Origin of the sequence: Chryseolinea lacunae, from assembly GCF_016735595.1 — a bacterium.
GTDB classification, from domain to species: Bacteria; Bacteroidota; Bacteroidia; order Cytophagales; family Cyclobacteriaceae; genus Chryseolinea; species Chryseolinea lacunae.
In genome coordinates, this window is the sequence record NZ_JAERRB010000002.1 from 677,213 (window position 1) to 704,046 (window position 26,834).

Here is a 26,834-nt window from a genome sequence, read left to right on the forward strand (position 1 = left end):
CAGGAGACACATCTCTGTGCGGCAAACCGGTTGTGGCACAGAGATTTTTTTTTTAGTCGCGGGTGATCACAAATTCCACGCGGCGGTTCAGCTTGCGGTCTTCGTCGGTTTCTTCGCCCACAATAGGTTTGGAGCTTCCGTAGCCGTGCGCATCGATGCGGGCGGCTTCGATCTTGAACTGATAGATGAGATAGGCCTTGATGGCATCGGCGCGCGCCTGCGACAACCGGAGATTCGATTCTTCCTTGCCCTGCGAATCGGTGTGGCCCGAGATGTTGAGCTTGAACTTGGGATGGTCGATCATGAAATTGGCCAGCTTGTCAAGATCCTGGTGCATGGTGGGCAGGATATCGGCCTTGCCGTTTTCGAACTCCAGCGATTTGAACGCGATGCTGCTTTCAAGCGGATCGGCCTCGCGGTTCATTTCGGTGTCGCCATCCATAAAGAACAATTCTTCGATGCGGAAGAAGTCGTCGCCCTGAATGATGAGCAGGTAGTTGCGTTTGTTGATGAGGTTGAAATCGAACGACCCGTCTTCGCGCAAAAACTTCGGCGCCACTTCCACACCCTTGTCCAGGTCTATCACCGACACAATGCCCTTGAAAGGTTTCTTGGTTTCGGAATTGATGAGCGACCCTTTCAGTCGCGCCGTGGCGTTGGGCTGAGCTTCCATGGGCACGGGGAACGAATGCAGGTCGAGGTTGTTGATGTCGTCGGCTGCGGAGCGCGCATAGTAGAGAAAGTGTGACTCGGAGTCGATGGTGAAATAATATTCACTGCCGGGGCCATTCACCAGCGGGCCAATGTTTTTGGGTTCTTCCCACGCCACACTGAACTTCTGCGCTTTATAGATGTCGAAGTCTCCAAACGTGAGTGGCTGCCCGTTAGAACTGAAGTAAAGCACATTGAAGGCATGGTGAAAAAACGGACTCACTTCAAAGCCGCGGGTGTTCACAATGGGGCCGAGGTTTTGTGCCCGCTGCCATGCGCCGGTTTTGTCTTTCACCGAAAAATAGATATCCGAATAGCCAAAGCCGCCGATCCGGTCGGAGGCGAAGAATAGTGTGTCGCCCGAGTGGGAGAGCGACGGCTGCGAATCCCACGAAATGCTGTTGATGTTGGGCCCAAGATTTTTTACATCGCCAAACGTGCTGTCGGGTTTGAGCACGGCCATGAAGATATCGCAGCTGCCGTGCGAGTCGGGCGAATTGCAGCGTGCGAAATACAACTGCTTGCCGTCTTTGCTGAGGCAGGCTGAGCCTTCATTGTAGGGTGTGTTGATGGTCTTGAATTCTTCGGCAAAACCCCAGTTGTTGTCGTCAACTTTCAGGGTGTAGAACAGATCTTCGTTGTAGGTTTTGTTCATCAGGTCCTTGCCCTTGTTGCGCTTGGAGGTAAACAGCAGCATGTTGTCAACATGGCCAATGGTGGGGCCATAGTCTTCCTTGTCTGAGTTGATGGCCTCGCCCATGTTGAGCAACACGCCCTGGGGAGGGCGCAGGGTGTCGATCTCTTTGCGATAGGCCACCAGTTCGTAGTAGTCTTTCAGGGGCACATACAGATCCTTGTCGTTTCGGGTGAGGGTGTCGAACTCGCTCTTCACCTGTTTGCCGTCAATGGTTTGGGGGAGGTGCTTGAGCACAAGCTTGTAGAGGAGCACGGCTTCGCCGGGAGGGCCCAGTCGCTGCGATAGTTTGGCCAGGTCCCACAGCAGTTGCGTGTCGCGCGAAAAGTTGTCGGGGCCGAAGTTTTTCACGTAGGGTTTGAGGGCGGCATATTGGCCTTCGTAGTCGCCAACGGCGGCCAGGGCTTTGATGTGCTGGAGCTTTTCGCGGTCGGTATAGTAGCGGACCTTGACCAGGTTGGGAAATAGAAAGATGTCAGATTGGCTGTAGCGTGTCAGGCTATCGTCCAACTGAACAACTCCGCCTTTTTTAAATTTCTTCTTCGGCTTCTGGGCCATGAGCGGAGCGTGAGCCACCAGCCAAAGGGCGGTGATAAAGATTAAAAAGTAGGTTTTCACGGAACCTTGTTTGGTAAAAAATCACGCCAATCCGATAAAGTTGAGACAATTTTGCTTCTTTTACAACTCTCTTGGCACTACTATTGTCCTTTACCCACGCCTGCCCAATTCCCGGCAGCGGGACGCAGGCCCCGTCAGTTTGACATTAAAAGGAACCATGTTTAAGGCACTACCCATACAACTCGTTCAGGAAGAATCGGATGACCTCATTCAATTGATTAATCCTGAGCAGGACTCCGAACTCAAGCCCGAAGATCTACCAGCAGAACTTTCGATTTTGCCCATCAAAAATACCGTATTGTTTCCCGGTGTGGTGATCCCCATCACGGTGGGGCGCCAGAAGTCTATCAAGCTGGTGAAGAAGGCCTACCAGGGAAATCGCATCATTGGCGTGGTGGCGCAAAAAAACTCGCAGGCCGAAGAGCCCACCATCGAAGACCTCTACCGCGCCGGCACCGTGGCCCGCATCATCAAAATGCTGGTGCTTCCCGACGGCAACACCACCATCATCATCCAGGGCAAGAACCGTTTCAGCATCAAGGAATTTGTGCAGGAGGAACCTTACCTCACTGCCCACATTCAACTTCAACCCGAACCCAAGCTCAACGCCAACAACAAAGAGACCAAGGCGCTGGTGCAGTCGCTGAAAGATGCGGCCACCAAAATCCTGAAGCTCAATCCCGAAATTCCCATCGAAGCCCAGGTGGCCCTCGACAACATTTCGAGCATGTCGTTCCTCGTCCATTTTCTGGCATCGAACCTCAACGTGGAAGTGGCCGACAAGCAAAAGATATTAGAAACACAAAACCTCATCGACCGCGGCACACTGCTGTTGCAATTCATGCTGAAAGACATCCAGATGCTGGAGATCAAGCATGAAATTCAGAAGAAGGTGCACACCGACATCGATCAGCAACAACGCGACTATTTCCTGCGTCAACAAATAAAAGTGTTGCAGGACGAGTTGGGCTTTGACGGACCGGACAAGGAAGTTGAAAAACTCCGGAAGCGTGCCGAAAGCAAAGTGTGGCCCAAAACCGTTGAAGACCACTTCAACAAAGAGCTCGACAAACTATTGCGCATCAACCCGATGGCCGCCGAATATCCCGTGGCCATGAACTACGTGGAGTTTATGCTCGACCTGCCGTGGGGCGACTATACCGAAGACGACTTCGATCTGAAGCGCGCCAAGAAAATTCTAGACCACGATCACTTCGGGTTAGAGAAAGTGAAGACGCGCATCCTCGAATACCTCGCCGTGCTGAAGCTGAAAGGCGACATGCGAGGTCCCATCCTTTGTCTCTATGGACCTCCCGGTGTGGGCAAAACATCGCTGGGCCGTTCCATTGCAAAGGCACTGCAACGAAAATACATACGCATGTCGCTGGGCGGCGTGCATGATGAAGCGGAAATCCGCGGCCATCGTAAAACCTATGTGGGCGCGATGCCGGGCAAGATCCTGCAAAACCTCAAGAAGGCACAGTCGTCGAACCCGGTGTTTATACTCGATGAAATCGACAAGGTGAAATCCGATTTCCGTGGCGACCCTTCGTCGGCCATGCTGGAAGTGCTGGACCCCGAACAGAACAATACCTTTGGCGATAACTACCTGGAGGTTGAATACGACTTGTCGAAAGTTTTATTCATCGCCACGGCCAACGCCCTCGACACCATACATCCCGCGTTGCGCGACCGCATGGAGGTGATTGAAGTGTCGGGCTACACGCTGGAAGAAAAAGTGGAGATCGCCATAAAACACCTCGTGCCCAAGCAGCTGAAAGAACACGGGCTGCGGACCTCCGATGTGAAAATATCGAGAGCGGCCATCACCAAAGTGGTGAACAGCTACACGCGCGAATCGGGTGTTCGAAACCTGGAACGCAAAATCGGAACCCTCATCCGCAGCATCGCCAAATCGGTGGCCATGGAAGAGCCCTTCGACAAAATGGTGACGGAAGAAACCGTGGTGAAAGTGCTGGGCACAGAAATCTTCGACGAAGAACTGTATCAGGGCAACGACATCGCCGGGGTGGTCACTGGCCTGGCGTGGACACAAGTTGGAGGGGAAATCCTTTTTGTAGAATCAAGCCTCAGCAAGGGCAAAGGCGCGCTCACCATCTCGGGTCAGCTCGGCGATGTAATGAAAGAATCGGCTGTTGCCGCGTTGTCGTATCTGAAGTCCAACGCCGAATCGCTCAACATCGACTATCGTATTTTTCAACAATACGACCTGCACATACACGTGCCGGCGGGTGCCGTTCCCAAAGACGGCCCTTCGGCGGGTATCACCATGTTCACGTCGCTGGCATCCATCTTCACCCAACGCAAAGTGAAAGCAAAGCTGGCCATGACGGGGGAAATCACGCTGCGGGGAAAAGTGTTGCCCGTGGGCGGCATCAAAGAAAAAATTCTGGCCGCAAAACGCAGTGGCATCAAAGAACTGGTGCTGAGCAGCAAGAACCGTCGCGACATCGAAGAAATCGAAAAACACTACATCAAAGGCCTGGTCTTCCACTATGTCGAATCGGTAGACGAAGTGCTGAAGGTGGCGTTGTTGAAGGAACAGGTGGAAAAGCCCATGAAGTTTGTCTTTGCCCAGGAGAAGGTTAACGCCTGAAAATTCTTATTTTTGGGCGTCGTGATAACCCCCACCCATTTGTAAAGATCAAGGCGTGCCCGTGCGGAGAAAACTTTTACTTTACCTGTTGGTGGCTCTAACCACACCTGCGTTTGCGCAGGACGGCGTGCGCAAGTCGTTCGAGTTTTTGCACATGCCCAACAATGCACGTCAGGCAGCCCTGGGCGGCCCCAATGTTTCGCTGGCCGATCGCGACCTCAACTTCTTTTTCAGCAACCCGGCCCTCAGCGGCGATTCGCTCGCCGGAACAGCCTCTGCATCCTATCAATTCTATGTGGCCAGTATCGGCCAGGCCACTGTGGCCTACGCGCATAAATTTAAAAAACTGGGCACGCTCAACTTTGGCGTCCAGCACCTCAACTACGGCACCATTAACGGCTACGACGCCACCGGCGCACCCACCGACGATTTCAAGTCGGGCGAAACCGTGTTGGTGGTGGGCAAGAGCCACCAGGTGCGGCACTTCCGTTTGGGGGTGAATGTGAAGATGGCGTTCTCCAACATTGCCGGCTATCGCGCCAGCGCCCTCATGATGGACGTGGGCGGACTGTTTGTTCACCCGTCGCAAGATTTGCGTGTGGGCCTGGCGGTGAAGAACCTTGGCGCCGTGTTGTCGCAATATTCGCCCACCAGCAGTGCCACATTGCCCTTCGATGTGCAGTTGGGTGTTACCTTCAAGCCCGAGCACATGCCGCTACGCTTTTCTATAACCGGCTATAACCTGGCGCGACGCAACGTGATCTACAACGACCCCGACGCCGCGCCCGGATCGTTTGATAAGGTGCTGCGCCGCCTTACCTTTGGAGCCGAGGTGTTGCTGCACAAAAATGTGAACGTGCTGCTGGGCTATAACTACCTGGTGCACCAGGAGCTGAAGCTGGCCAATGCCGGGGGAGGCGCGGGCCTCTCGTTCGGATTTTCGGCGCGCATAAAGTCGGTTGAGTTTGTGTTTAGCCGCGGCGGTTATGTGGTGGGCAATGCGGGCTACACCTTCACCCTTTCTAAAAATATTGATTCACTGTTGAAGCGAAGAGACCTATGATGGATTCAAAATATTTAACACCGAAACAGATCGTTGAAGAGCTTGATAAATACATTATCGGCCAATACGAAGCCAAAAGGAATGTAGCCATTGCGTTGCGCAACCGCTGGCGCCGCATGAACGTGCAGTCGGATATGCAGGGCGAAATTGTACCCAACAACATTCTTATGATCGGTGCCACAGGTGTGGGCAAAACAGAAATTGCGCGCCGTCTTGCAAAAATTGCCGATGCTCCGTTTGTAAAAGTGGAAGCCTCGAAGTTCACCGAAGTGGGCTATGTGGGCCGCGACGTGGAGAGCATGGTGCGCGACCTTGTGGAGCAAGCCGTGAACCTGGTGAAGGCCAAGAAAAAGGAAGAAGTGAAAGAGAAGGCCGCGCAAGCCGTGGAGGAGATTATACTCGATGCACTCATACCCCCGATGCGCCAAACGACTATTAAACCGACAACGGGTTTTTCGCAGGGCGAACCGTCGGAATCGGAAACACCCACCAGCGATGTGGAGCTGAACGAGCGCACGCGTCATCACTTCCGTGAAAAAATCAGGAACGGCGAACTGGAAGACCGCAAGATCGACATCAACATCAAGGGCACCGGCGGCAGCAACATCGGCATGGTGGGCGGCGGCATGGTAGACGAAGTGTCGATGATGAATTTGCAGGAGATGATCAACGGCATGATGCCCAAGAAAAGCCGCAAGCGCAAAGTGACCGTGGCCGAAGCACGCCAGATTTTGCTGGAAGAAGAAGCCGCCAAACTCATCGACATGGATGAAGTGAAGGAAGAGGCCATCAAGCGCGCCGAAGATGCCGGCATCATTTTTATAGACGAAATAGATAAGATTGCCTCGGGCAGCAAGAAGGGTGGCGGCGGCCCCGACGTGAGCCGTGAGGGCGTGCAGCGCGATCTGCTTCCCATCGTGGAAGGCAGCACGGTGAATACGAAACACGGCGTCATCAAAACCGACCACGTGTTGTTCATTGCCGCGGGTGCGTTTCACATTTCAAAACCTTCGGACCTCATTCCCGAATTGCAGGGACGTTTCCCCATCCGCGTGGAGCTTGACAACCTCACCAAGGCCGACTTTATCCGCATTCTGAAAGAACCCCGCAATGCACTGACCAAACAATACCAGGCGTTGTTTGCCGCCGAAGGGGTGGACATTGTGTTTACGGAAGACGCGCTGGAGGAAATTGCCAGCACCGCGTTCGCCATCAACGCCGAAGTGGAGAACATCGGCGCGCGTCGCCTCCACACGGTGATGAGCAAATTGCTGAACGAGTTTCTCTTCGACGTGCCCGACAAGATTTCGGCAAACGCCCACATTGGCATCAACGCTGTGATGGTGCGCGAGAAATTGAGCGACCTCGTGAAAAACAAAGACCTGAGCCAGTTTATTCTTTGATCGGATGCACAGGCTCAACGTTAACTCATATCACGTGCCGTCAAGGCTTTCACCTCAAGGTTTCAAACGGAGATGAAGGTTGTTGTGTGCATAGGGTTTTGGTTGAGTGCCGTCACGTTGTGGGCACAGGGCGACGCCGAGGTGTCGGTGAGTCCGCGGGAACGGTATGATTCGCTGCGCGGGATTAACATCAAACGTTATCCCGATCATTTTTTTGTGTGGCCGGTGTTGAAGCAACGGCGGCTCGACTTCACCATGGAAACATTGGCCGCGCCCAATCGCAAGGTGGCCTACAAATCGAACCGGCCCTTCGGGTTTGGGATGGGCGTTTATCTCTTCGAGATTGCGGCCGAGCTCACCTTCTCCATTCCGGTAGAAGAAAAACAAAAAGATCTCTACGGCGAGTCCAAAGCAAGCGACCTGCAACTGAACATCCTGGGCAAGCAATGGGGCCTCGACGTCTATCATCAGAAATACAAAGGTTTCTATATCGACGACCCTGCCGATAAAATACCGGCCAACACCCCGTTCCCCCAACGTCCCGACATCGAGACGCGCAACGTGGGGCTGACGGGCAACTATGTTTTCAGCAACAAGAAATTTTCGTTTCGCTCGGCCTACAACTTTGCCGAACGCCAGTTGCGCAGCGCAGGTTCGTTCCTGTTGTTCAGTTCGGTGACGTGGTTCAAAGCGCAGGGCGATTCGGCCATTCTCGGCGAACAGTATGCCGCGGAGTTTGGCGGCGACTCGCACATCATGCAGATTAAGTCCACTACGTTTGCCATCGCGCCGGGCTATACCTACAGCCTCATTCAACGGGGATTTTTTCTGAACGGCACGCTGGCCGTGGGGCCGGCACACAACTGGCTGTTCTATCGCCTGGAAGACGGCAGCACAAAAAACGACATCAAGTTTTCGGGTTTCATCACGGCGCGCATTGCCCTGGGCTATAGCGGCGACCGGTTTTTTGGCGGGATGAGTTTTGTGACGCAAAATCACACGGCCCAGTTCGACGATGTGAAACTTACCAGCTCCACCGGAACATTCAAGATACTCTTTGGCTATCGCTTCAAAGAGTTTGGCGTGTTAACAAAACGCGTCCGTGATCTGCCCCGGGCGTTGGGTTTCTAGCTAGTCTTCCTTGCTCTTGGGGTAGTCGAAGAACAACATCGTGCCTTTGCCCCAGTTCACATCGCTCCATTTGTCGAAATCAAATTCAAAGGCCACCACGCCGCAGGTCGGCACGTTGTCGATGTCCTGTTCGCGATCCATGAGGGTGTTCACAAAGTCGGTGAGGCCGGGGTTGTGTCCGAACAGCATCACGGTGTTGAGTTTGTCGTTGAGTTCCTGCACCGTCGAGAGCAGGGTCACTTCGTCGGCATGATAGAGCGTCTTTTCTTTCTTGATAGAATCCTTTGGAAACTCAAGCACCTTGGCGATGCGCTTGGCGGTGGACAGCGCGCGTTTGGCCGTGCTCGACACCATGGCATCGGGATGAATGTTCTTTTCTTTGAGACGCTTGCCCATGCGGGGTGCGTCGCGTTTGCCCCGCTCGTTGAGGGGACGGTCGTGGTCTCCCTGCAGCGGATCTTCCCAGCTGGATTTGGCGTGGCGTATGATGTAGAGTGTTTTCACAGCTTAAATTTACTTCTTAAATCTTATCTTTGGCCCTTCATGTCGAATGCTAAAGAAATAAGAAGAAAGATACGGTACGCCATAGTTTACCGATTTGTTAAGTTTTTGATTTCTCTGTCGGCGGCCATGCCCCGCCGCTGGTGGCTGAAATTCTGCCAAGGGCTGGGACGCATCGCCTACACGTTTGCCACCAAAACGCGTCACCAGGTGCTGGATCACCTGGCGTTTGCTTATGGCCCCGAATTGACCCCATCCCAGGTCAAAAAAATGGCCAAGAAAGTGTTCCGCATGCTGGGCGCCAACACCGGCGAGATGCTGCGCGCCACCCGTGTGAAAGACCTGGCCGGCCTCGAAGCCTTTCTGACAACCGAAGGCCTCGAGCACTATGAAGTGGCCACCAAAAAAGGAAAGGGCGTGATCTTTCTCACGCTGCACATGGGCGCCTTCGACCTGCAGGTAAGCAACATGGCCCTTCGCGGCCTCAACCCCAACATCATTGGCACACCCCTCAAAGACGAGCGCCTCAACGCCCTGCTGTGGGACTATCGAAACAAATATGGCGCCGTGGCCATTGAGCGCGGCCGCGAAACGTTCCGCCTCATCAAGGTGCTGAAATCCGGTGGCTCGGTGGCCCTGCTCATCGACCAGGACACAAAAGTGAAAAGCCGATTTGTGAACTTCTTTGGCAAACCCGCCGCCACCCCGGTTGGCGCCACCGTGCTGGCCCTGAAGACCGGCGCCGCCGTTGTGCCCACCTATGTTTACCTCGGGGCCGACGGCCTCCAACACATGCACATCCTCCCCGAAGTGCCCATGAAAATTACCGGCGACGACGAAGTGGACATGGTCTACAACACGCAGGTGCTCACCAATTTTATCGAAGCCACCATTCGCCAGCACCCCGAGCAATGGGTGTGGATGCACGAACGCTGGAAAACGAAGCCGGGAGAGGAGATAAGCTAGGCAAAGCGTCATTTTTGAGCAGGTCCGTTTGGGCGGCGATGGTCGGCCCCCAAAACTCCCGCAAAAGGCGTTTGCACGCTTACCGCAGGGCTCAACACTTTCGCGAATGCCGTTTAAACTCTTGCGGTAGCGCTCATGCAAGACGCGCCAGACGTTTGCACTGTCACGGTAGTGCTCATGCAAGACACACCAGACGTTTGCACTGACACGGTAGTGCCCATGCAAGACACACCAGACGTTTGCACTGTCACGGTAGTGCTCATGCAAGACACACCAGACGTTTACACTGACACGGTAGTGCTCATGCAAGACACACCAGACGTTTGCACTGACACGGTAGTGCTCATGCAAGACACACCAGACGTTTACACTGACACGGTAGTGCTCATGCAAGACACACCAGACGTTTACACTGACACGGTAAGGCTCATGCAAGACACACCAGACGTTTGCACTGACGTGGTAAGCCCCAATACTGGCACGGTAGTGCTCAATACTGTTGTATATGACGAGAACCTTTGCACGGTAGTGCCCAACCTTGTTGTATATGCCCTCGTGCGACTCTTTACTTAACTGCAAAGTTTTTTCAGTGTCAGGGCTTACTCTTGCCTTACGGAGCAGTGAAGGGTTCTGTCTCTAAAAGCATTTCGCAGGAACAGAAACTGATTTAGTAATTTTAAACCAATGAAAACGTCGCAAAAAAAAACGAACAGTGAAGAAGCTTCAGGAGAAGGGACCATCCAAGGAAAAGTTGGGTCGGGTTCTAAGCAGTGAGCAATTCAAAGCAAAAGATGACCAGGCGACGGAGATGATGAAGAACGCAGACTGGGACGAATGGATGAAGGTGTTGTGATCTCCTTCGGGCTCTGGCTCGGAGATGCGCTAGATAAGCGGAGCATTTTTGGCAATAAGCGTGAAAGCCTTTGGGTGATTTCGTAGGCTTACAAAATATTCTTGAATTTTTATGCACTGCAAGAATTTTTCAGTGGTGACGATTAATCTTATGGCTGGATTTTTCGTGTCCCCCCTGTTTAAAAAAGTTGTGCTATGGATTTGCCTCACTACGACATTTCACCCGATCATGAATATTTAACGTATACCTTTTGTAGCGAGGGGCCCCGGGGCAGGATCGGCAAAATAATTCGGTATAGATTGCTTCGGACATACTCATCCAAGATGTTTAATATCGTTGGGAGATGTAGAGCATGAAACCAATACGGTACGCTATGACGTAGTGTCAAACAATGGTGACAGAGACAAGATTTTGATGACAGTTGTTGAGTCTATTCGGATTTTTTTTCAGCATCATCCAAACACCTATGTGTTCGCATTCGGCAATTCTCCATCCAGAAACAGACTTTATCAAATTCTACTATCAAAACACTTAGAGGAAATTCCACTACGCTTTAATGTATATGGCTTGCGGAGGACGGAATGGGAAGAGTTTCGTAAGAGACAAAACTACGACGGTTTTATGGTGACCATCTAATTTAGTAACTTTATCAAAACAAACAGATATGAAAATGACTGCATCAAAAAAGAGCAAAACCGAAACCCTGAAAAGAAGCACTATTTCCAAAGCTGAAATGAATCGCGCTTTGAATAGTCCTCACTTCATGGAAAAAGATGAGAAGGCCGTAGAGATCTTGAAGAACTCCAATTGGGATGAGTTTGTGAAAGGATTGAAATAATAATTCACTTCCCACAAGTCACCACTTCTACGGGTGTGATCTCCTTCGGGCTCCTGGTTCGGAGATCTTGCCTAAGCATGCCCCGACGCTCCTTCTAAGAATCCTCTCCGGATTCAAACATCCATCCTCAAGTTAAGTCCTGAAATTGTCTTAAATTGCTTAGACAGACCGCTTATGCGGATGCCGTTCAAACGGATGGGGGCTTTATATTCCATAGCGAACTATGTAAACACCCGGGCTTTCGTTTCGGTATTGATCCTATTGACTTTTCTCTGCCGAATTTCTACCGCACAAAAAAACACACACCGTGTCGATAGCCTGAAGGGGCAAGTGCAACAGGCCACTTCTTCCGATATAAAAATCCGAACGTTGCATCTGCTCGCCGATGCCCTGGAGCCCGTCCTGGCAATCGGGTATAGCAAACAAGCCTTAGGCCTTGCTGAAGAAACAAAAGACAGCAAGTTGATTATGGAAAGCCTGACAAAACTGGGGGCGCTCTATGCCCGCACCAGCAACTATGAAGAGGCACGCGAAGTCCTGAGCAAGGCGGTTGGTATTGGCGTGACCGAAAAACACACGTCCTTGTTGTCTACGGTTTATCTGGAATTAAGCATCGTTTATGTGCGACAACAAAAGCTGGATTCTGCCCGCGCAACCTTAACCAAAAGCCTGGCGCTGAAGCGAAGCAAGGAAGATGAAGTGAACACCGGTTTTGTATACAACATGCTGGGGAATGTGGCCAAGGAAGAAAATAATTTTGAGGTCGCATCGGAACACTATATCCGCGCCACAGAAATCTTCGAGAAGTTTCACAACGACGATGGGCTCACACAAAGCCTGTCGAACATCGGCAACATCCAATATCTTTTGGGGAACCACGACAAGGCCGAAGCCTACGCGCTGCGGTGTGCCGACATTGCGGTGAGACTAAAAAGGCAATCGTCTATCGCGTATGCCAACCGGTTGCTGGGCAGAATATATCGCAAGCAGAAACGATTTGACGAGGCCCTGAAAAAATACGACGTGGCGTTGGGCGTATATCAGAAGTCGGGCGAGCGAAGAGAGTTGGGGGAGACCTACACCAACGTGGGCAACATCTATTTTGAACTTCAGAAATTCACCGTCGCGCTGGACTATTATGCAAAGGCGCTTCGTATCAAACGAACCATACCCGATTCGGTGGGCATGACCTACGACTTCAACGCCAGTGCCGACGCCTTGTTTGAGTTGAACAAACCCGGCAAGGCCATAGTTTACTTTGACTCGGCCATGCTCTTTGCGCGGAAGAAGCGCCTCGTGTCGCTGGTGATGGATGGGTACCTGGGCAAGAGCAAAATCTATTCGGCAGAAAAACAGTATCGCCTGGCACATGAAAATTATGTGCACTACACAACCCTGAAAGACAGCCTGGAGAAACTTCGCGATGAAGAGGCGGCCAATGAACTTGAAGCAAAATATCAAAGCGAAAAAAAGGAGAGCGAGATCAACGCGCTTCACGCAGAAAATCAAATCAAAACCCTGCAACTGGAGAAGCAGCGAACCCAGCGGGCCTACCTCGTTGGGGTTGCCGTGTTGTCGCTGTTGTTGATCGGCGTGTTGTTTAATCGCTATAGGATTAAACAACGTATGGCCGAAAAACTGAAACAGCTAGACTCCACAAAATCCAGGTTCTTTGCCAACATCTCGCACGAATTCCGGACACCGTTGACGCTCATCATCAGTCCGCTTCAAAAATACCTGTCGCAACCCGAAGCCGGTTTGCCGCCCGACGACATCCGCATGATGCATCGCAATGCCACGCGACTGCATGTGCTCATCAATCAGTTGCTGGACTTGTCGCGTATCGAGTCGGGCAAGATGAAATTGCAACTGGAGGAGCTGGATGTGCGTCGCCTGATTGACACGTTGTGTTCGGTCTTTCAATCGCAGGCCGATCAGCGGGGCATCGACTACCTGGTGAATGTGAACAGCGACGTTGCCGCCGGTTTTGTTGACCGCGATAAACTGGAAAAGATCATCTATAACCTGGTGTCGAACGCGTTTAAGTTCACCCCCGATGGCGGGCAGATTGTGGTGGACGTGAGCATGACATCGGTGCTCACACTCAGCGTCAGCGACAATGGCATTGGAATACCCGCGCACCACGTTCCGTTTATCTTCGATCGTTTTTATCAGGTTGACGATTCGCCCACGCGCTCAACCGAGGGCACGGGCATTGGCCTGGCGTTGGCAAAGGAACTGGCCGAAGTGCATCGCGGCACGCTACAGCTAACCAGCACAGAAGGTTCGGGAAGCACGTTCACGCTCACCTTGCCCATAGCGCGCGATCACTATCAACCAGAAGATTTCTTGCAAGCCCGCAGCGAGCATGTCGCTACAAACTCTTCTTGGTATGAACTGACGAATGCGGAAGATCACCCGGCAATGGAAGAAGACACAAACGAAGAACGTCCCCTTATCTTAGTTGCAGAAGACAACTCAGACATGCGATCGTTTATTCGCAACATCCTGAAAGCCGACTATCGGATAGCCGAAGCAGCAGACGGCGTGCAAGCCTGGGAAAAAACGCAGGCAATCATTCCTGACCTGGTGATCACCGATGTGATGATGCCACGCATGGATGGCACCACCTTTTGCGGAAAATTGAAGGAGACGTTGGCGACAAGTCACATCCCGGTGGTGATGCTCACCGCACGGACCGGTCAGCAAAGTAAGCTTGATGGCTTGCAGCGTGGTGCCGACGACTACCTGGTGAAACCCTTTGATGTGCAGGAATTGCAGGTGCGCGTGGGTAACCTCATTGAACAGCGACGAAAACTGCGCAAACTCTATCGCCAGGAATTTACACTACAGCCCAAAGACATCGTGGTGACATCGGTCGATGCGGGATTTCTTCAGAAGATACGGACCATTCTGGAAAACAAGTTCTCGGATTCCGGTTTTGGCGTGGAGGAGTTTAACCGCGAGATTGGGTTGAGCCGCATGCAACTGCATCGTAAACTGAAAGCGCTCACCGATCAGTCCACAGGAGAGTTTATCAGAACTTTCCGGCTGGAAAAAGCGAAGCAATATCTGGTATTGAAAGACGCACAGGTAAGTCAGGTAGCCTACGACTGTGGCTTTAACAACGTGTCGCATTTCAGCAAGACGTTTAAAGACCATACCGGCATGACGCCCTCCGAGTTTGTGGTCAGCGCAGTGAGCGTGTAGCCATGAAGGGCCACGCGGTGCGCAGCCCTGTTGGTTGGTTTGCCTGTGCACGTTCGCAGTATGTCACGACGTGTCGAAATGTCAATTGACGCTTCGCACTTGCCACTTGGGTGCGTCCTCGGGGCTGGATTCGTGCTGCAGGGTCATTACATTCGCCGCGTAGTTGAAGCCGGGTTGCGTATCGGAAATAAACCACCCCGGCATTCCCACACATTCTATAGCCACGGTCTTCACTCCTTTTTCGTCGGGCATTTTGTGGATGTAAAACATAGAATAGTCCTCACCCGTGGGAATGTAATAGGCCGGGCTGCCCACTGGAACAATTTTCTCGCCGTGAAGAATGAAAAGGTGCACCTCCTCTTTGTTCGTGGAAGGACCAGCGCCCAGGAAGAGTCTTTCGTCGTCGACTAATTGAATGCTATAGCATGGTTTCGCGCCGTCGCAAGGAATCTCGGCCACATGAAACAGGCAGTGTTTCTCCTTCACCAGTTCTTTCAGGGGATATGATTTTAATATATCCTTGCGAAACATGGCCGTCAGGTTTGTGTAGATGTAGGTATACTTGGCGACCGACGGGTCTTGTTCCTGGGTGGATTCATCTTTGGTGAAAACCCAGTCGTGAGGATAGCCAAGTTCCTCTGCAGGGTTCACATCCGGATCTACGTCCGAATCTTTTGAACAGGAGGTTGCCAGCAGCAGGCACAGAAGGAAGTATGTTTTTTTCATGATGAGGAGAGGGTTAGTTTGATTTTGGTTCTGAATAAAACAGTATCACAGTTCAGTCACGGCCCCGGACGAGCACACCTCGCTGCCCGAGCGCTCACCGCGTGGTGTTTGCCCTGGGCAGCGCAGCATGCGGCCTGGGTTCACATCGCCACGAGACGTTACCCACGACCTTCCGGTCTATCGATTAAAGCGTATAGATAGATGTCTTTGCAAATGCTCCGGAGCCGGATGCAAAACGTGAACTAAAAGTATGATCAGAATGATTCGAGGGGATATCGGATTTGTCCCAATTCATGTTCTGATTGTAACATGTTGCCCTGGCCCAAATGAAAACAGGGAGGCGGATTAATGTTGATCTACTTCGCGAACGCCGTGTTGAGTAAATATTCAACCAACTGCACCGCCGCGAGGGCCAGCACGGCAAGGATAGAATAGCGGACCACCGTGATGTATTTCGGCGATTCCTTGTTTTCTACAGAAATGAGAACATGCCGGACAATCCTGGCAAGCCAGGCCAGCACGATCAATGCATAGAGGATGTTGAAAATCATGTGACGATTTGTTGGAGCGGGAGCCAAAAGTACAAAAAAGTACAGGCGGGGTGGTTGGTGCCCTACCCGAAATCGGCCACAGCCTCAGTCTCTTATCGGTGTGTGTGGTTTCCACCCTCCAACAAAATATTCCTCCTTTGTGAATCCTTTATGAATATCCCCGTCGCTTTGCTATTTTGCGGCCGTTTTTAAGCCTAATTTTTTAAACCTGGATACGCGCATATGATTAAAGTTGGACAGGAAAGACTGTCGGTCGCAGATTTCGAAAAGGTTCTCTATCAGGGAGAACGTGTGGAATTGGATACTGCTGCGGTAGATAAAGTGGAGCGCAATTTTACCTTTCTCAAAACATATTCTCAGCACAAGATCATCTACGGCATAAACACCGGGTTGGGCCCTATGGCGCAATACAAGATCAGCGAAAGCGATCAGCGCCAGTTGCAGTTCAACCTCATCCGCAGCCACAGCTCGGGTGCAGGTCAGCCCATTGCCGAAGACCTGGCCCGCGCCACCATGCTGGCCCGCCTCAGCAGCCTCATGCAGGCATCGTCGGGTGTGCATCCCACGGCCGTGTCGCTGTTGCGTGACTTGCTGAACAAAAAAATTACCGCCTGCATTTTCGAACGCGGCGGTGTAGGCGCCAGCGGCGACCTGGTGCAACTGGCCCACCTCGCGCTGAACCTCATTGGCGAAGGCGAAGTGTTTGCCGACGGCAAGCTGCAGTCTACCAAAGATGTGTATGCCGCACAAAACATCCAGCCGCTCGACGTGCACTTGCGCGAAGGCCTGGCCCTCATGAACGGCACCTCGGCCATGACCGGCATCGGCATGGTGAACCTCATCCACGCCCAATATCTGCTCAACTGTTCGGTGATCCTTTCGGCCATCACCAACGAGCTGATGAAATCGTTTGATGACCATTTCTCGTCAGAACTCAACCACGTGAAGCATCACCCCGGCCAGTCGAAGGTGGCGGAAGCCATCCGCGGACTTTTGGCAGATAGCAAACTCATACGCAAACGTCCCGACCACCTCTACCATCGCAAGATCGAGGAGGCCATCTTCACCGACAAGGTGCAGGAATACTACTCGCTCCGCTGTGTGCCCCAGATTCTCGGACCGGTGTTCGACACGCTGGCCGAAGTGCGCAAAGTGGTGGAAGACGAAGTGAACTCCGTGAACGACAACCCCGTGATTGACCACGAACGCGAGAACGTGTATCACGGTGGCAACTTCCACGGCGACTATGTGGCACTGGCCATGGACAAGCTGAAGATCGTGATGACCAAGCTCACCATGCTGTCGGAACGCCAGCTCAACTACCTGCTGAACGACAAGCTGAACCAGAAGCTGTCGCCCTTCATCAACCTGGGCACGCTTGGGTTGAACCTGGGCTTGCAGGGCATGCAGTTCACCGCCACCAGCACTACCGCCGAAAACCAGACGCTGTCGTTCCCCATGTACCTGCACAGCATCTCCAACAACAACGACAACCAGGACATCGTGAGCATGGGTTGCAACGCGGCCCTCATGACACGCAAGGTCATCGACAACGCCTTCGACGTGCTGGCCATCCAGACCATGGCGCTGGCGCAAGCCATCGACTATCTGAAAGTGCAGCCACGCCTGTCTACGTTCACGCACAAATTCTATGAAGAAGTGCGCGGTGTAGTGGGGCCTATCCTCGAAGACAAGCCGCTCTACAAAGACATACAGGCGGTGCGCAAATACCTGGTGACGTTGGGAGCAACCACGAAACTATAAAATGAAATACGCTTTAGTTACCGGAGGATCGCGCGGCATTGGTCGTGCCGTGTGTGTGAAGCTTGCCGAAGCGGGCTTTCACATCCTCATCAATTATAAAAGCAACGACGCCGAAGCCGAAAAAACCGCGGCCCTCGTGCGCGAAAAAAATGTGACGGCCGAACTGATGAAGTTCGACGTGTCTAACAAAACCGAAGTCGACAGCGTGTTGGGTGGCTGGATTGAAGCCAACAAAGAGAAAGTGGTGGAAGTGCTGGTGAACAACGCCGGCGTCCGCGAAGACGCCCTCATGATCTGGATGACCGACGAGCAATGGAAAAATGTCCTGGGCTCAAGCCTCGACGCGTTCTACTATGTGACGCGCCAGGTGGTGAGCGGCATGTTGGCCAACCGTTATGGCCGCATTGTGAGCGTGGTGTCGCTGTCGGGTCTGAAAGGCATGCCCGGTCAAACAAACTACTCGGCCGCCAAAGCCGGGGTGATCGGCGCCACCAAAGCGCTGGCCCAGGAAGTGGCGCGTCGCGGGGTGACCGTGAATGCCGTGGCTCCCGGATTTATCAAAACCGACATGACACAGGATCTGAACGAGGCCGAGCTGAAAGCGCTGGTGCCCATGAAACGCTTTGGCGAACCCGAAGAGGTGGCCGATGCCGTGGTGTTCCTGGCGTCCGCCCGGGCGTCCTACATCACGGGCAACGTGATCTCCATCAACGGAGGACTATATTCCTGATCCGGATTTCCGAATTCCGGGGCCGAAAACGAAAGGTTTCACTTTGCGCGGGCCCGTTAGGATAATCACAAATTTAAACTATATTTTTGCGGTTTAGTGAAAGGTATGCATGCCGATAAACAAGGCGGCGGCGTCACTGTTAACATTTACAAGCATTTGATTTCTGAATGAACAGAGTTGTTATAACTGGTTTGGGGGTCTACTCGTGCATCGGCAAAAACCGCGATGAGGTGCTAAAGTCGCTTCATGCGGGCAAATCCGGAATCATTGTCGACCCGAAGCGCACCGAGATGGGCTATCGCTCCAGCCTCACGGGATTTGTGGAAAGACCCGTGCTGAAGGGCGTGTTGGATCGTCGTGCGCGCGTGATGCTGCCCGAACAGGGCGAGTATGCCTATATGGCCACCGTGGAAGCGATGCAACAGGCCGGTCTCGACCAGGACTATATCGACAAACACGAGCTGGGCATTATCTACGGCAACGACACTTCGGCCGCGCCGGTGATCGAAGCCATCGACATCATACGCGAAAAGAAAGACACCATGCTGGTGGGTTCGGGCAACGTGTTTCAGGTGCTCAACTCCACCGTGAACATGAACCTCGCCACCATCTTCCGGCTGAAGGGCATAAACTTTACCGTGAGCGCGGCTTGTGCCAGCGGCTCACACGCCATCGGATTGGGCGCCATGTTTATCCGGAACGGCATGCAGGACTGCATTGTGTGTGGTGGCGCACAAGAAATGAACGTGTTCTCGATGGGCAACTTCGACGCCCTCGGTGCATTCTCTATCCGTCACGACAACCCCGCGGGAGCGTCGCGACCGTTCGACAAAAACCGCGATGGCCTGGTGCCCAGCGGGGGAGCGGCCACGGTGATTCTGGAGAGCCTGGAGTCGGCACAGCGCCGCGGTGCAAAAATATTGGGCGAGGTGATTGGCTACGGCTTCTCGTCGAACGGCGAACACATTTCGAACCCCACCGTGCAGGGCCCCGCGCGCTCGTTGCGCATGGCCATGAAAAGCTCGGGGCTCAATTCGGCCGATATCGACTACGTGAACGCCCACGCCACTTCCACACCGGCCGGCGACGCCAGCGAAGCCCGCGCCATATTCGATGTTTTTGGCGAAAATCATACACCGGTCAGCTCAACCAAATCGATGACCGGACACGAGTGCTGGATGGCTGGAGCCAGTGAAATCGTGTATTCCATGCTCATGATGGAGCATTCTTTCATTGCACCTAACATCAACTTTGAAACACCCGACGAGGATTCGGCCCGTTTGAATATCATCGCGAAGACAATGAATAAAAATATTGATGTATTTTTGTCAAATTCCTTCGGATTTGGAGGAACAAACTCGAGTTTGATTGTTAAAAAGTGGAGCAACTAGTGATGGAAACAAAAGTTATAGTTGAAAAGATCAACGGTTTTCTGGTAGACGAATTCGAAGTAGACCCCGGGAAGATCACGGCCGCCGCGAACCTCCGGGAAACGCTTGAACTCGATAGCCTCGATTATATTGATCTTGTGGTGGTGATTGAAAGCAACTTTGGCTTCAAGGTGAAGCCCGAGGATTTCACAAACATCGACACCTTCCAAAGCTTCTACGATTACGTGGAGCACCGCCTGTCTGAGAAAGTAGCGTCCTAAGCCTATGCCGCGCTGGCAAGGCAGATCCAAGGGCAATCCGCTGGGGTACCGCATTTTTGTTTTTATCATCAAAACGCTTGGCGTGCTGCCGGCCTACTTTGTGCTGCGTTTTGTGGCCTTCTACTACTTCCTTTTTTCGTGGAGTTCGTCGCGTCACATTCTCCACTACTTCCGTCGCCGTCATGGCTATAGCACCTTCAAATCGTGGGTGCACCTCTATCGAAACTATTATGTGTTCGGGCAGACCCTGCTCGACAAAGTGGTGGTGATGGCCGGCATCGGCAATCGCTTTACCTACGACTTTGACGGCGAACAGAACCTGCGCGACATGGTGAAGGGCGGCAAGGGTGGCATTCTCATCAGCGCCCACGTGGGCAACTGGGAAGCCGCGGGCCATCTGTTGCGCCGCCTGGAAACACGCGTAAACGTGGTGATGTATGACGGCGAACACCAGCGCATCAAAGACTATCTGGAGAGTGTGACGGGTGGCCGCAACCTGCGCATCATCGTCATCAAAGAAGACATGTCGCACGTGTATGCCATGGGCGAGGCGCTGCAAAACAACGAGCTGATCTGCCTGCACGCCGACCGGTTTCTGGAGGGCAACAAAACCGCGCGCATGCCCTTGCTGGGAGAAGATGCGCCGTTTCCCGTGGGGCCGTTCCTGTTGTCGGCGAGTTTCCGCGTGCCGGTGTCGATCGTGTTTGCCTTCAAGGAAACGGCCACGCACTATCACTTCTACGGCAGCTCACCGTTCACCCGGGGCGACGACGAAACCAAGGCCGAATTCATGCAGCGACTGCTGTCGGCGTTCGTGGAACAGCTGGAACAAAAAGTGAAGGCCTACCCCGATCAGTGGTTTAATTATTTTAACTTTTGGGGAAAATAATCAATTTTTGCGCTGCCAATGTTAGCAAACCAAGACGAAATCATTCAATACATCCCCCAGCGCACACCCATCGTGATGGTGCACAACCTGGTGGAAGCAAGCGACGACCACGCCGTGACCCAACTGGCCATCGATCCCGCGAATATCTTTGTGAAAGACGGCCAGTTTATGGAACCCGGACTTGTTGAAAACATTGCCCAGACGGCCGCCGTGCACGTGGGCTATCAGTGCTCCAAGAAAAACATACCCATTCCCATCGGCTACATTGCCGCGGTGAAAAGTTTGAAGATCGATGTGCTGCCCAAACACAACACCACCATCACCACGTCGGTGGAAATTGTGAACAAGGTGCTCGACATCACGGTGGTGCAGGGCAAAGTGGAGCAGGAGGGGAAAGTGCTTGCCTCGTGCGAGATGCGCATCTTCGCTAAACTGCAATCCTGATTTTTGAATATGAACCTGAAAAGAATATTTCTGCTCATCACACTGCTGGCCACGCTGCCGGCGCTGGCACAGACCAAAAGCGATGTGTTTCGTCCGGAAGTGACGGTGACCTGGCTGGGTCTGGATTTTTCGAATGCAAAATTTATTGGCGACCGCGAGAAATTCGGATCCGAATCGGACGTGCATCACCTGATGGATTCGTGGAACGATTTGATCCTGAAAGAATCCGACAAGTTCGACATCGCCAAAGTGATTGACCGCAAGAAAGTAGAGAACTCGATCGAAGCCGTGAAGGGACGCAACTCCGAACTGGAAGCGCTCAGTATGTTTTCGGACCAGGAGAAAGACTACCTGCGCCTGAAGGTGAGCGACATCGAAGAGATCATTGCCGGCTACGACTTTCACGGACTGACGGGCATCGGCCTCATGTTTAACGTGGAGAGCTTTAGCAAAACAAACTCCGAAGGTTCGATCTATGCCACCTTCATCAACCTTGATTCGAAAGAAGTGCTGTTCACCGAACGGCTCACGGCCCCTCCGGGCGGCGCCGGTCTGCGCAACTATTGGGCAGGCTGTGTGCTGAAAGTGATCGAGAAGATCGGCAACAAAAAATATGGATTTGAAGCGTGGCGAAAGAAATACTATCGCCCTTAGAGACACGGCCTGTGAGGAAGCGCGTGACACCGAACGTCGCCAACAAATCCGGAACAAACCAAACGATTTACAGAATACGTGCTGACACACCAAACCGAAATACTCGTACGCTTCAATGAAGCCGATCCCCTGGGCATAGTCTGGCATGGACACTACCTGCGCTACTTTGAAGACGGCCGCGAAGCCTTTGGCAAAGTGCACGGCATATCCTACCTCGACTTCTACAAACAAGGCCTGGCCGTTCCGGTGGTGTCTGTGAACTGCGACTACAAAAAGCCGTTGCGCTATGGCGACTCGGTGATTGTGGAAACCATCTACATGCCCACACGCGCCGCCAAGCTGCACTTCGACTACCGCATCTACGACGCGGAAACCAGAAGCCTGGTGGCCACCGGCTCGTCAACACAAGTGTTTGTGGATGCCAAGAGCTTTGAACTACAATTTACCATACCGGCTTTCTTCGAAGCCTGGAAATCAAAACAGATCGGATGAAGCGGGTGTGGATGGTTGCAGACTGCATCGTGTCGCCATTGGGCTGGACCACCGCGGAGAACTATAAAAACCTTCGCGCCGGTCGCACGGGCATCCGTCAGATCAACGACGCGTCGTTTAGCAAAGATCCTTTCTATGGTGCCCTGATCGAGGGCGTGTCGTCTACCGAGGAGGTGAGTCGCTTTGAATATTTATGTCAGCGTGCATTGCAATCGCTGATGCAGACGGTGGCCCTTCCCCCGACGCGCACGGTTTTTATTTTATCCACCACCAAAGGCAACATCTCTTTTCTGGAAGAAGGTCGCGCCGATCATCCACGCATACACCTGCACGCCGTAGCCAAAATGCTGGCTGCGCAAATTGGCCTCACCAACTATCGCGTGGTGTCTAACGCCTGTATCTCGGGTGTGATGGCCGCCATTGTGGCGAAGCGGTTGTTGCTGGCGGGACAGTATGATCATGCCGTGGTGCTGGGTGCCGATGCCGTGAGCCGCTTTGTGGTGTCGGGCTTTCAAAGCCTGCAGGCCCTCACGCCCGAAGTATGTCGCCCGTTCGATGCGGCCCGCAAAGGCATCAACCTCGGCGAAAGCGCCGCGGCCATGGTGCTGACGGTGAACCCCGATGCGTTGGGTGCGAAACCGGTCATCAGCATAGAAGGTGGAGGTTTGAGCAACGATGCCAACCATATCTCCGGACCTTCGCGCACCGGCGAAGAACTGGGCTACGCCATTCGCCAGGCACTGGAAGAATCGAACCTTACCGAAAACGATATTGATTTTATTTCCGCCCACGGCACAGCCACACTCTACAACGACGAGATGGAAGCGAAGGCCTTTAACCGCACCGGGCTGGAGAACACACCGCTGAACAGTTTGAAAGGATATTTCGGACACACCCTTGGCGCCGCCGGCGTGGTGGAGATGATTATGAGCGCCGAAAGCCTGAAGCACGACGAACTGCTGCCCACCCGTGGATTTGAAACTCCGGGCACGTCGCAAGCTGTGAACGTGATTCAAACCCTGGAACAACGCCCGCTGAAGACCTGCCTCAAAACAGCGTCGGGTTTTGGCGGATGCAATGCTGCGATTATTTTACAGGAACATAATTTTTGATACATGGATTTTTACGACAAAGAACGACTCACGGCACTACAGGCCAAGGAAGAAGCGCAATGGATCACTTTCGCGCCGTTTGTGTTTCAGGCTACGCGCGTGCTTCGCAACAGCGGCATCCTCACCACGGTGGAAGCCCATCGCCAGGGCATCACGCTGCAGGAGCTTACTGAAAAAATAGACCTGCCGGCCTACGGTGTTCGCGTGTTGGTGGAAGCCGGTCTGGGCATTGGCTTGCTGGTGTTGTCGGAAGGAAAATACAAGATCACCAAAACAACCTACTTCATTCTGCACGACGAGCTCACCAAGGTGAACATGGACTTCACCCACGACGTGTGCTACAACGGCATGTACTTCCTGGAAGAAAGCATCAAGAACCAAAAGCCCGAAGGCTTGAAAGTGTTTGGCCAATGGCCCACCATCTATGAAGCGTTGTCGACCAACCTTCCCGACAAGGCCAAGAAGAGCTGGTTCGCGTTCGACCATTTCTATTCCGACTATGCATACCCCGAAGTGTTGCCCCATGTGTATGCCTTCAAACCCAAGCGTATGCTGGAGATTGGTGGCAACACTGGCAAATGGTCTATGGCGAGCTTTGCCTTTGATCCGGATGTGAACATCACCATCATGGATTTGCCGGGCTATGTGGAAGGTGCCAAAGGCAAACTGGAAGAGCTGGGCTATGGCCATCGCATTTCGTTTCACCCCGGCAACGTGCTGGACGAAACACAAAAGTTTCCCCAGGGCTTCGACGCCGTGTGGATGAGCCAGTTCCTCGACTGCTTCTCGGACGACGAAATTGTGTCGATCCTCACCCGTGCCAAACAAGCGCTGAACCCCGACGGACACATCTTCATTCTCGAAACCTTCTGGGACCGTCAACGCTTCGAAGCGTCGGCATTTTCGTTGCAGCAAACCTCGCTCTACTTCACGGTGATGGCCAACGGCAACAGCCAGATGTATGACTCGAAAGTGTTTCTCGAATGCGTGAAGCGCGCAGGCCTGGACGTGGTGGAAGACAAAGACTACATTGGCGTGAGCCACACCCTGCTGGTGTGCAAGCCGGTGAAATAACAAAACGCATATCCCGATCAAATACATGAGCAAACAAATAGATGTACTGGTAATCGGCGCGGGCCCCGCAGGGTCTGTGTCGGCCGCAATGGTTCACAAGGCAGGTTTGTCTGTGCGCGTGGTGGAACGCGAAAAGTTTCCGCGCTTCGTAATCGGCGAAAGCCTGTTGCCGCGCTGCATGGAAGTGCTGGAGGATGCCGAATTTCTGGACGCCGTGAAAGCAAAAAACTTTCAGCAAAAGTTCGGCGCCAAGTTCATGAAGGAAGACAAGGTGTCTGACTTTAATTTCTCCGACCAGTTTTCGAAAGGGTGGACGTGGACGTGGCAGGTGCAGCGCGCCGAGTTCGACCTCACGCTCATCACCGACGTGCAACGCCGCGGTGTGCCCGTAGATTTTGAAACCACCGTGACCGCCATCGCCTTCAACGAAGACGAAAGCTCGGTGACCACCGTGGAGCACAAAGACGGCACAACCGAAACGATAGAAGCCCGCTTCATCATCGACGCCAGCGGCTATGGCCGGGTGATCCCGCGCCTGTTCAACCTGGACAAACCATCCAACCTGGACCCGCGCAAAGCGGTGTTTGCCCACGTGCAGGATGTGCACCGGAACAACCACGACGAACCCAATCGCATCATCGCCGTGATGTATGCACCCGGCGTGTGGTCGTGGATCATCCCGTTCTCTACCGGCGTCACCTCGCTGGGGTTTGTGGGAAGCTTCGACTACTTTAATGCCATGGGTGGCGATCAGGCCTCGCAGTTCAGAACATTCATCGACGGCAATGCCTATCTGAAACAACGCTTCGGCGATGTGGAGTGGGTGTTTGAGCCGCGCAAGCTGGAAGCCTGGTCGGCGACCACCGACAAATTCTACGGCAAAGGTTTTGTGCTCACGGGCAACGTAACCGAATTTCTCGATCCCATCTTCTCGTCGGGTGTGATGTTTGCCACCGTGTCGAGCCACATCGCCAGCAAAATGGTGATCCGGAAACTGAAGGGCGAAAACGTGGACTGGGACAACGACTACACAAACTTCATCCGCCAGGGCGTAGACACGTTCCGCACCTATGTGATGGCGTGGTATGACGGCACCCTCGAAAAAATATTCTTCTCGAAAAATCCCGATCCCGAAATCAAACGTCAGATCTGCTCGGTGTTGGCCGGCTACGTATGGGATCAGGACAATGCCTATGTAAAAGATCACGCACAGTCGCTGAAACGATTGGTGAAACTCATCGACATCCAGGAACGCCTCGACGCGCTTTAATGGCACTGGGCATTACACGATATAGCCGCATCAAAGACCGCACCCTGGTGCGGCAGGGCGAGGTGGTGCACACCGGCGCCGACGGAAGCTTTGACGACTTTCTGGACAACGCCCTGAAAGCGCTGAACATTGCCTATCCGAAATTCTACAAGATGGACCGCGCTGCCAAGCTGGGCTTTCTGGGAACCGAAATGCTGGTGAACAACACGGCCGTGCTGTCGGGCTATGAACCGGCCCGGGTAGCCCTGGTGGTGGCCAATGCCCACGCCAGCCTCGACACCGACATCCGCTATTTTGAGACGACCAAAACAATGGCCAGTCCTGCCTTGTTTGTGTATACGCTACCCAACATCGTGATCGGTGAAATCTGCATCCGGCACGGCATCAAGGGCGAGAACGCATGTTTTGTGCTGCCCGCCTTCGACGCACAACAGTTGCACGACTACGTGACGATGGTGATGGCAACCGAAAAGACACAGGCTTGTGTGGCAGGATGGGTGGATGTGCTGGGCGACCAACACGATGTTTTCTTATATTTGGTGGAAAAAAAACAACAGCACATAAACGCGCTGGAACATACCGCAGAACAACTTCAAAAACTTTACGAGCACTATGGAACAGTTGATGGCCGATCTTAAAAAACAGATCATTGAGGCGTTGAATTTGAAGCACCTGAAACCCGAAGACATCGGCGACGACCAGGCGCTTTTTGTGGAAGGTCTCGGCCTGGATTCCATCGACGCCCTGGAATTGATCGTGCTGCTGCAGCAACACTACAACATCAAGCTTGCCAACCCGCAAGACGGTCCGCAGATCTTCAAAAGTGTGAGGACCATCGCGGAGTATATTCAAGCCAACAAACCCTCCTGATC

General features: G+C 53.1%; 26 protein-coding genes and 1 pseudogene. 23 read left to right on the forward strand and 4 right to left on the reverse strand.

What is annotated here, in order from left to right; all coding sequences use genetic code 11:
• Positions 1-52: 52 nt before the first annotated feature.
• On the reverse strand, positions 53-2,023 hold the full coding sequence (locus tag JI741_RS08490; protein ID WP_369411738.1) for an OmpA family protein: 1,971 nt from the start codon (positions 2,021-2,023) through the stop codon (positions 53-55).
• Between the two features lie 157 nt (positions 2,024-2,180).
• Between JI741_RS08490 and lon the strand changes: the two genes are divergently transcribed.
• The 4 genes from lon (at position 2,181) to JI741_RS08510 (ending at position 8,237) form a co-directional block, all read left to right on the forward strand.
• Complete coding sequence (lon, locus tag JI741_RS08495) at positions 2,181-4,640, forward strand: endopeptidase La (RefSeq protein WP_202008613.1); 2,460 nt, start codon at positions 2,181-2,183, stop codon at positions 4,638-4,640.
• 61 nt (positions 4,641-4,701) lie between these two features.
• Positions 4,702-5,703 carry a type IX secretion system protein PorQ gene (gene porQ / locus JI741_RS08500; protein ID WP_202008614.1) on the forward strand — a complete coding sequence of 334 codons (1,002 nt, stop codon included), beginning with the start codon at positions 4,702-4,704 and terminating at the stop codon, positions 5,701-5,703.
• Positions 5,700-7,106, forward strand: a complete 1,407-nt coding sequence (gene hslU / locus JI741_RS08505) for an ATP-dependent protease ATPase subunit HslU (RefSeq protein ID WP_202008615.1) — start codon at positions 5,700-5,702, stop codon at positions 7,104-7,106. Before porQ ends, hslU begins: the two co-directional genes overlap by 4 nt.
• Positions 7,107-7,178: 72 nt before the next feature.
• The gene (locus JI741_RS08510) at positions 7,179-8,237 is read left to right on the forward strand and encodes a DUF4421 family protein (protein WP_202008616.1); all 1,059 of its coding nucleotides are present in this window, start codon (positions 7,179-7,181) and stop codon (positions 8,235-8,237) included.
• Here the strand turns inward: JI741_RS08510 and JI741_RS08515 are convergent, their stop codons facing one another.
• The gene (locus JI741_RS08515; RefSeq protein ID WP_202008617.1) at positions 8,238-8,741 is read right to left on the reverse strand and encodes a SixA phosphatase family protein; all 504 of its coding nucleotides are present in this window, start codon (positions 8,739-8,741) and stop codon (positions 8,238-8,240) included.
• A gap of 39 nt (positions 8,742-8,780) precedes the next feature.
• Here JI741_RS08515 and JI741_RS08520 point away from each other — a divergent pair, with 39 nt between their 5' ends.
• The 6 genes and pseudogenes from JI741_RS08520 (at position 8,781) to JI741_RS08540 (ending at position 14,605) form a co-directional block, all read left to right on the forward strand.
• Positions 8,781-9,704: a lysophospholipid acyltransferase family protein gene (locus tag JI741_RS08520; protein ID WP_202008618.1), complete on the forward strand. Its 924-nt coding sequence runs from the start codon at positions 8,781-8,783 to the stop codon at positions 9,702-9,704.
• A 135-nt stretch (positions 9,705-9,839) separates the two neighbouring features.
• Positions 9,840-10,277, forward strand: coding sequence for a hypothetical protein (locus JI741_RS08525; protein WP_202008619.1), 438 nt, complete (start codon positions 9,840-9,842; stop codon positions 10,275-10,277).
• 139 nt (positions 10,278-10,416) lie between these two features.
• The gene (locus JI741_RS08530) at positions 10,417-10,557 is read left to right on the forward strand and encodes a hypothetical protein (RefSeq protein WP_202008620.1); all 141 of its coding nucleotides are present in this window, start codon (positions 10,417-10,419) and stop codon (positions 10,555-10,557) included.
• A gap of 194 nt (positions 10,558-10,751) precedes the next feature.
• Positions 10,752-11,193, forward strand: a pseudogene (locus tag JI741_RS33240) (DUF6934 family protein).
• A 34-nt stretch (positions 11,194-11,227) separates the two neighbouring features.
• On the forward strand, positions 11,228-11,395 hold the full coding sequence (locus tag JI741_RS08535; protein WP_202008621.1) for a hypothetical protein: 168 nt from the start codon (positions 11,228-11,230) through the stop codon (positions 11,393-11,395).
• A 369-nt stretch (positions 11,396-11,764) separates the two neighbouring features.
• Positions 11,765-14,605, forward strand: a complete 2,841-nt coding sequence (locus JI741_RS08540; protein ID WP_202008622.1) for a tetratricopeptide repeat protein — start codon at positions 11,765-11,767, stop codon at positions 14,603-14,605.
• Positions 14,606-14,686: 81 nt separating this feature from the next.
• Here the strand turns inward: JI741_RS08540 and JI741_RS08545 are convergent, their stop codons facing one another.
• A complete protein-coding gene (locus JI741_RS08545; RefSeq protein ID WP_202008623.1) occupies positions 14,687-15,331 on the reverse strand; it encodes a hypothetical protein in 645 nt (214 codons plus the stop codon).
• Positions 15,332-15,687: 356 nt separating this feature from the next.
• The gene (locus JI741_RS08550; protein ID WP_202008624.1) at positions 15,688-15,882 is read right to left on the reverse strand and encodes a hypothetical protein; all 195 of its coding nucleotides are present in this window, start codon (positions 15,880-15,882) and stop codon (positions 15,688-15,690) included.
• 222 nt (positions 15,883-16,104) lie between these two features.
• On the opposite strand from JI741_RS08550, the gene flxA reads away from it, so the two are divergent.
• The 13 genes from flxA to JI741_RS08615 all read left to right on the forward strand — a co-directional run bounded on the left by flxA (position 16,105) and on the right by JI741_RS08615 (position 26,832).
• Positions 16,105-17,646 carry a flexirubin biosynthesis tyrosine ammonia-lyase FlxA gene (gene flxA / locus JI741_RS08555; RefSeq protein WP_202008625.1) on the forward strand — a complete coding sequence of 514 codons (1,542 nt, stop codon included), beginning with the start codon at positions 16,105-16,107 and terminating at the stop codon, positions 17,644-17,646.
• A 1-nt stretch (position 17,647) separates the two neighbouring features.
• Positions 17,648-18,376 carry a flexirubin biosynthesis SDR family reductase FlxB gene (gene flxB, locus JI741_RS08560; RefSeq protein WP_202008626.1) on the forward strand — a complete coding sequence of 243 codons (729 nt, stop codon included), beginning with the start codon at positions 17,648-17,650 and terminating at the stop codon, positions 18,374-18,376.
• A 167-nt stretch (positions 18,377-18,543) separates the two neighbouring features.
• A complete protein-coding gene (locus JI741_RS08565) occupies positions 18,544-19,767 on the forward strand; it encodes a beta-ketoacyl-[acyl-carrier-protein] synthase family protein (RefSeq protein ID WP_202008627.1) in 1,224 nt (407 codons plus the stop codon).
• A 2-nt stretch (positions 19,768-19,769) separates the two neighbouring features.
• Positions 19,770-20,027, forward strand: coding sequence for an acyl carrier protein (locus tag JI741_RS08570; RefSeq protein WP_202008628.1), 258 nt, complete (start codon positions 19,770-19,772; stop codon positions 20,025-20,027).
• A gap of 4 nt (positions 20,028-20,031) precedes the next feature.
• A complete protein-coding gene (locus JI741_RS08575) occupies positions 20,032-20,916 on the forward strand; it encodes a lysophospholipid acyltransferase family protein (protein WP_202008629.1) in 885 nt (294 codons plus the stop codon).
• A gap of 18 nt (positions 20,917-20,934) precedes the next feature.
• Entirely contained in the window at positions 20,935-21,360 is a 426-nt protein-coding gene (locus JI741_RS08580) for a hotdog family protein (protein WP_202008630.1), read from the forward strand.
• 9 nt (positions 21,361-21,369) lie between these two features.
• A complete protein-coding gene (locus JI741_RS08585) occupies positions 21,370-22,014 on the forward strand; it encodes a hypothetical protein (RefSeq protein ID WP_202008631.1) in 645 nt (214 codons plus the stop codon).
• 78 nt (positions 22,015-22,092) lie between these two features.
• Positions 22,093-22,506, forward strand: coding sequence for an acyl-CoA thioesterase (locus tag JI741_RS08590; protein WP_202008632.1), 414 nt, complete (start codon positions 22,093-22,095; stop codon positions 22,504-22,506).
• A gap of 11 nt (positions 22,507-22,517) precedes the next feature.
• On the forward strand, positions 22,518-23,618 hold the full coding sequence (locus JI741_RS08595; protein ID WP_236675955.1) for a beta-ketoacyl-[acyl-carrier-protein] synthase family protein: 1,101 nt from the start codon (positions 22,518-22,520) through the stop codon (positions 23,616-23,618).
• A gap of 3 nt (positions 23,619-23,621) precedes the next feature.
• Positions 23,622-24,692, forward strand: a complete 1,071-nt coding sequence (locus tag JI741_RS08600) for a methyltransferase (RefSeq protein ID WP_202008634.1) — start codon at positions 23,622-23,624, stop codon at positions 24,690-24,692.
• Between the two features lie 25 nt (positions 24,693-24,717).
• Positions 24,718-25,962, forward strand: coding sequence for an NAD(P)/FAD-dependent oxidoreductase (locus JI741_RS08605; RefSeq protein WP_202008635.1), 1,245 nt, complete (start codon positions 24,718-24,720; stop codon positions 25,960-25,962).
• Entirely contained in the window at positions 25,962-26,600 is a 639-nt protein-coding gene (locus tag JI741_RS08610) for a beta-ketoacyl-[acyl-carrier-protein] synthase family protein (protein ID WP_202008636.1), read from the forward strand. Before JI741_RS08605 ends, JI741_RS08610 begins: the two co-directional genes overlap by 1 nt.
• Positions 26,575-26,832, forward strand: a complete 258-nt coding sequence (locus tag JI741_RS08615; RefSeq protein WP_202008637.1) for a phosphopantetheine-binding protein — start codon at positions 26,575-26,577, stop codon at positions 26,830-26,832. Before JI741_RS08610 ends, JI741_RS08615 begins: the two co-directional genes overlap by 26 nt.
• Positions 26,833-26,834: the final 2 nt, after the last annotated feature.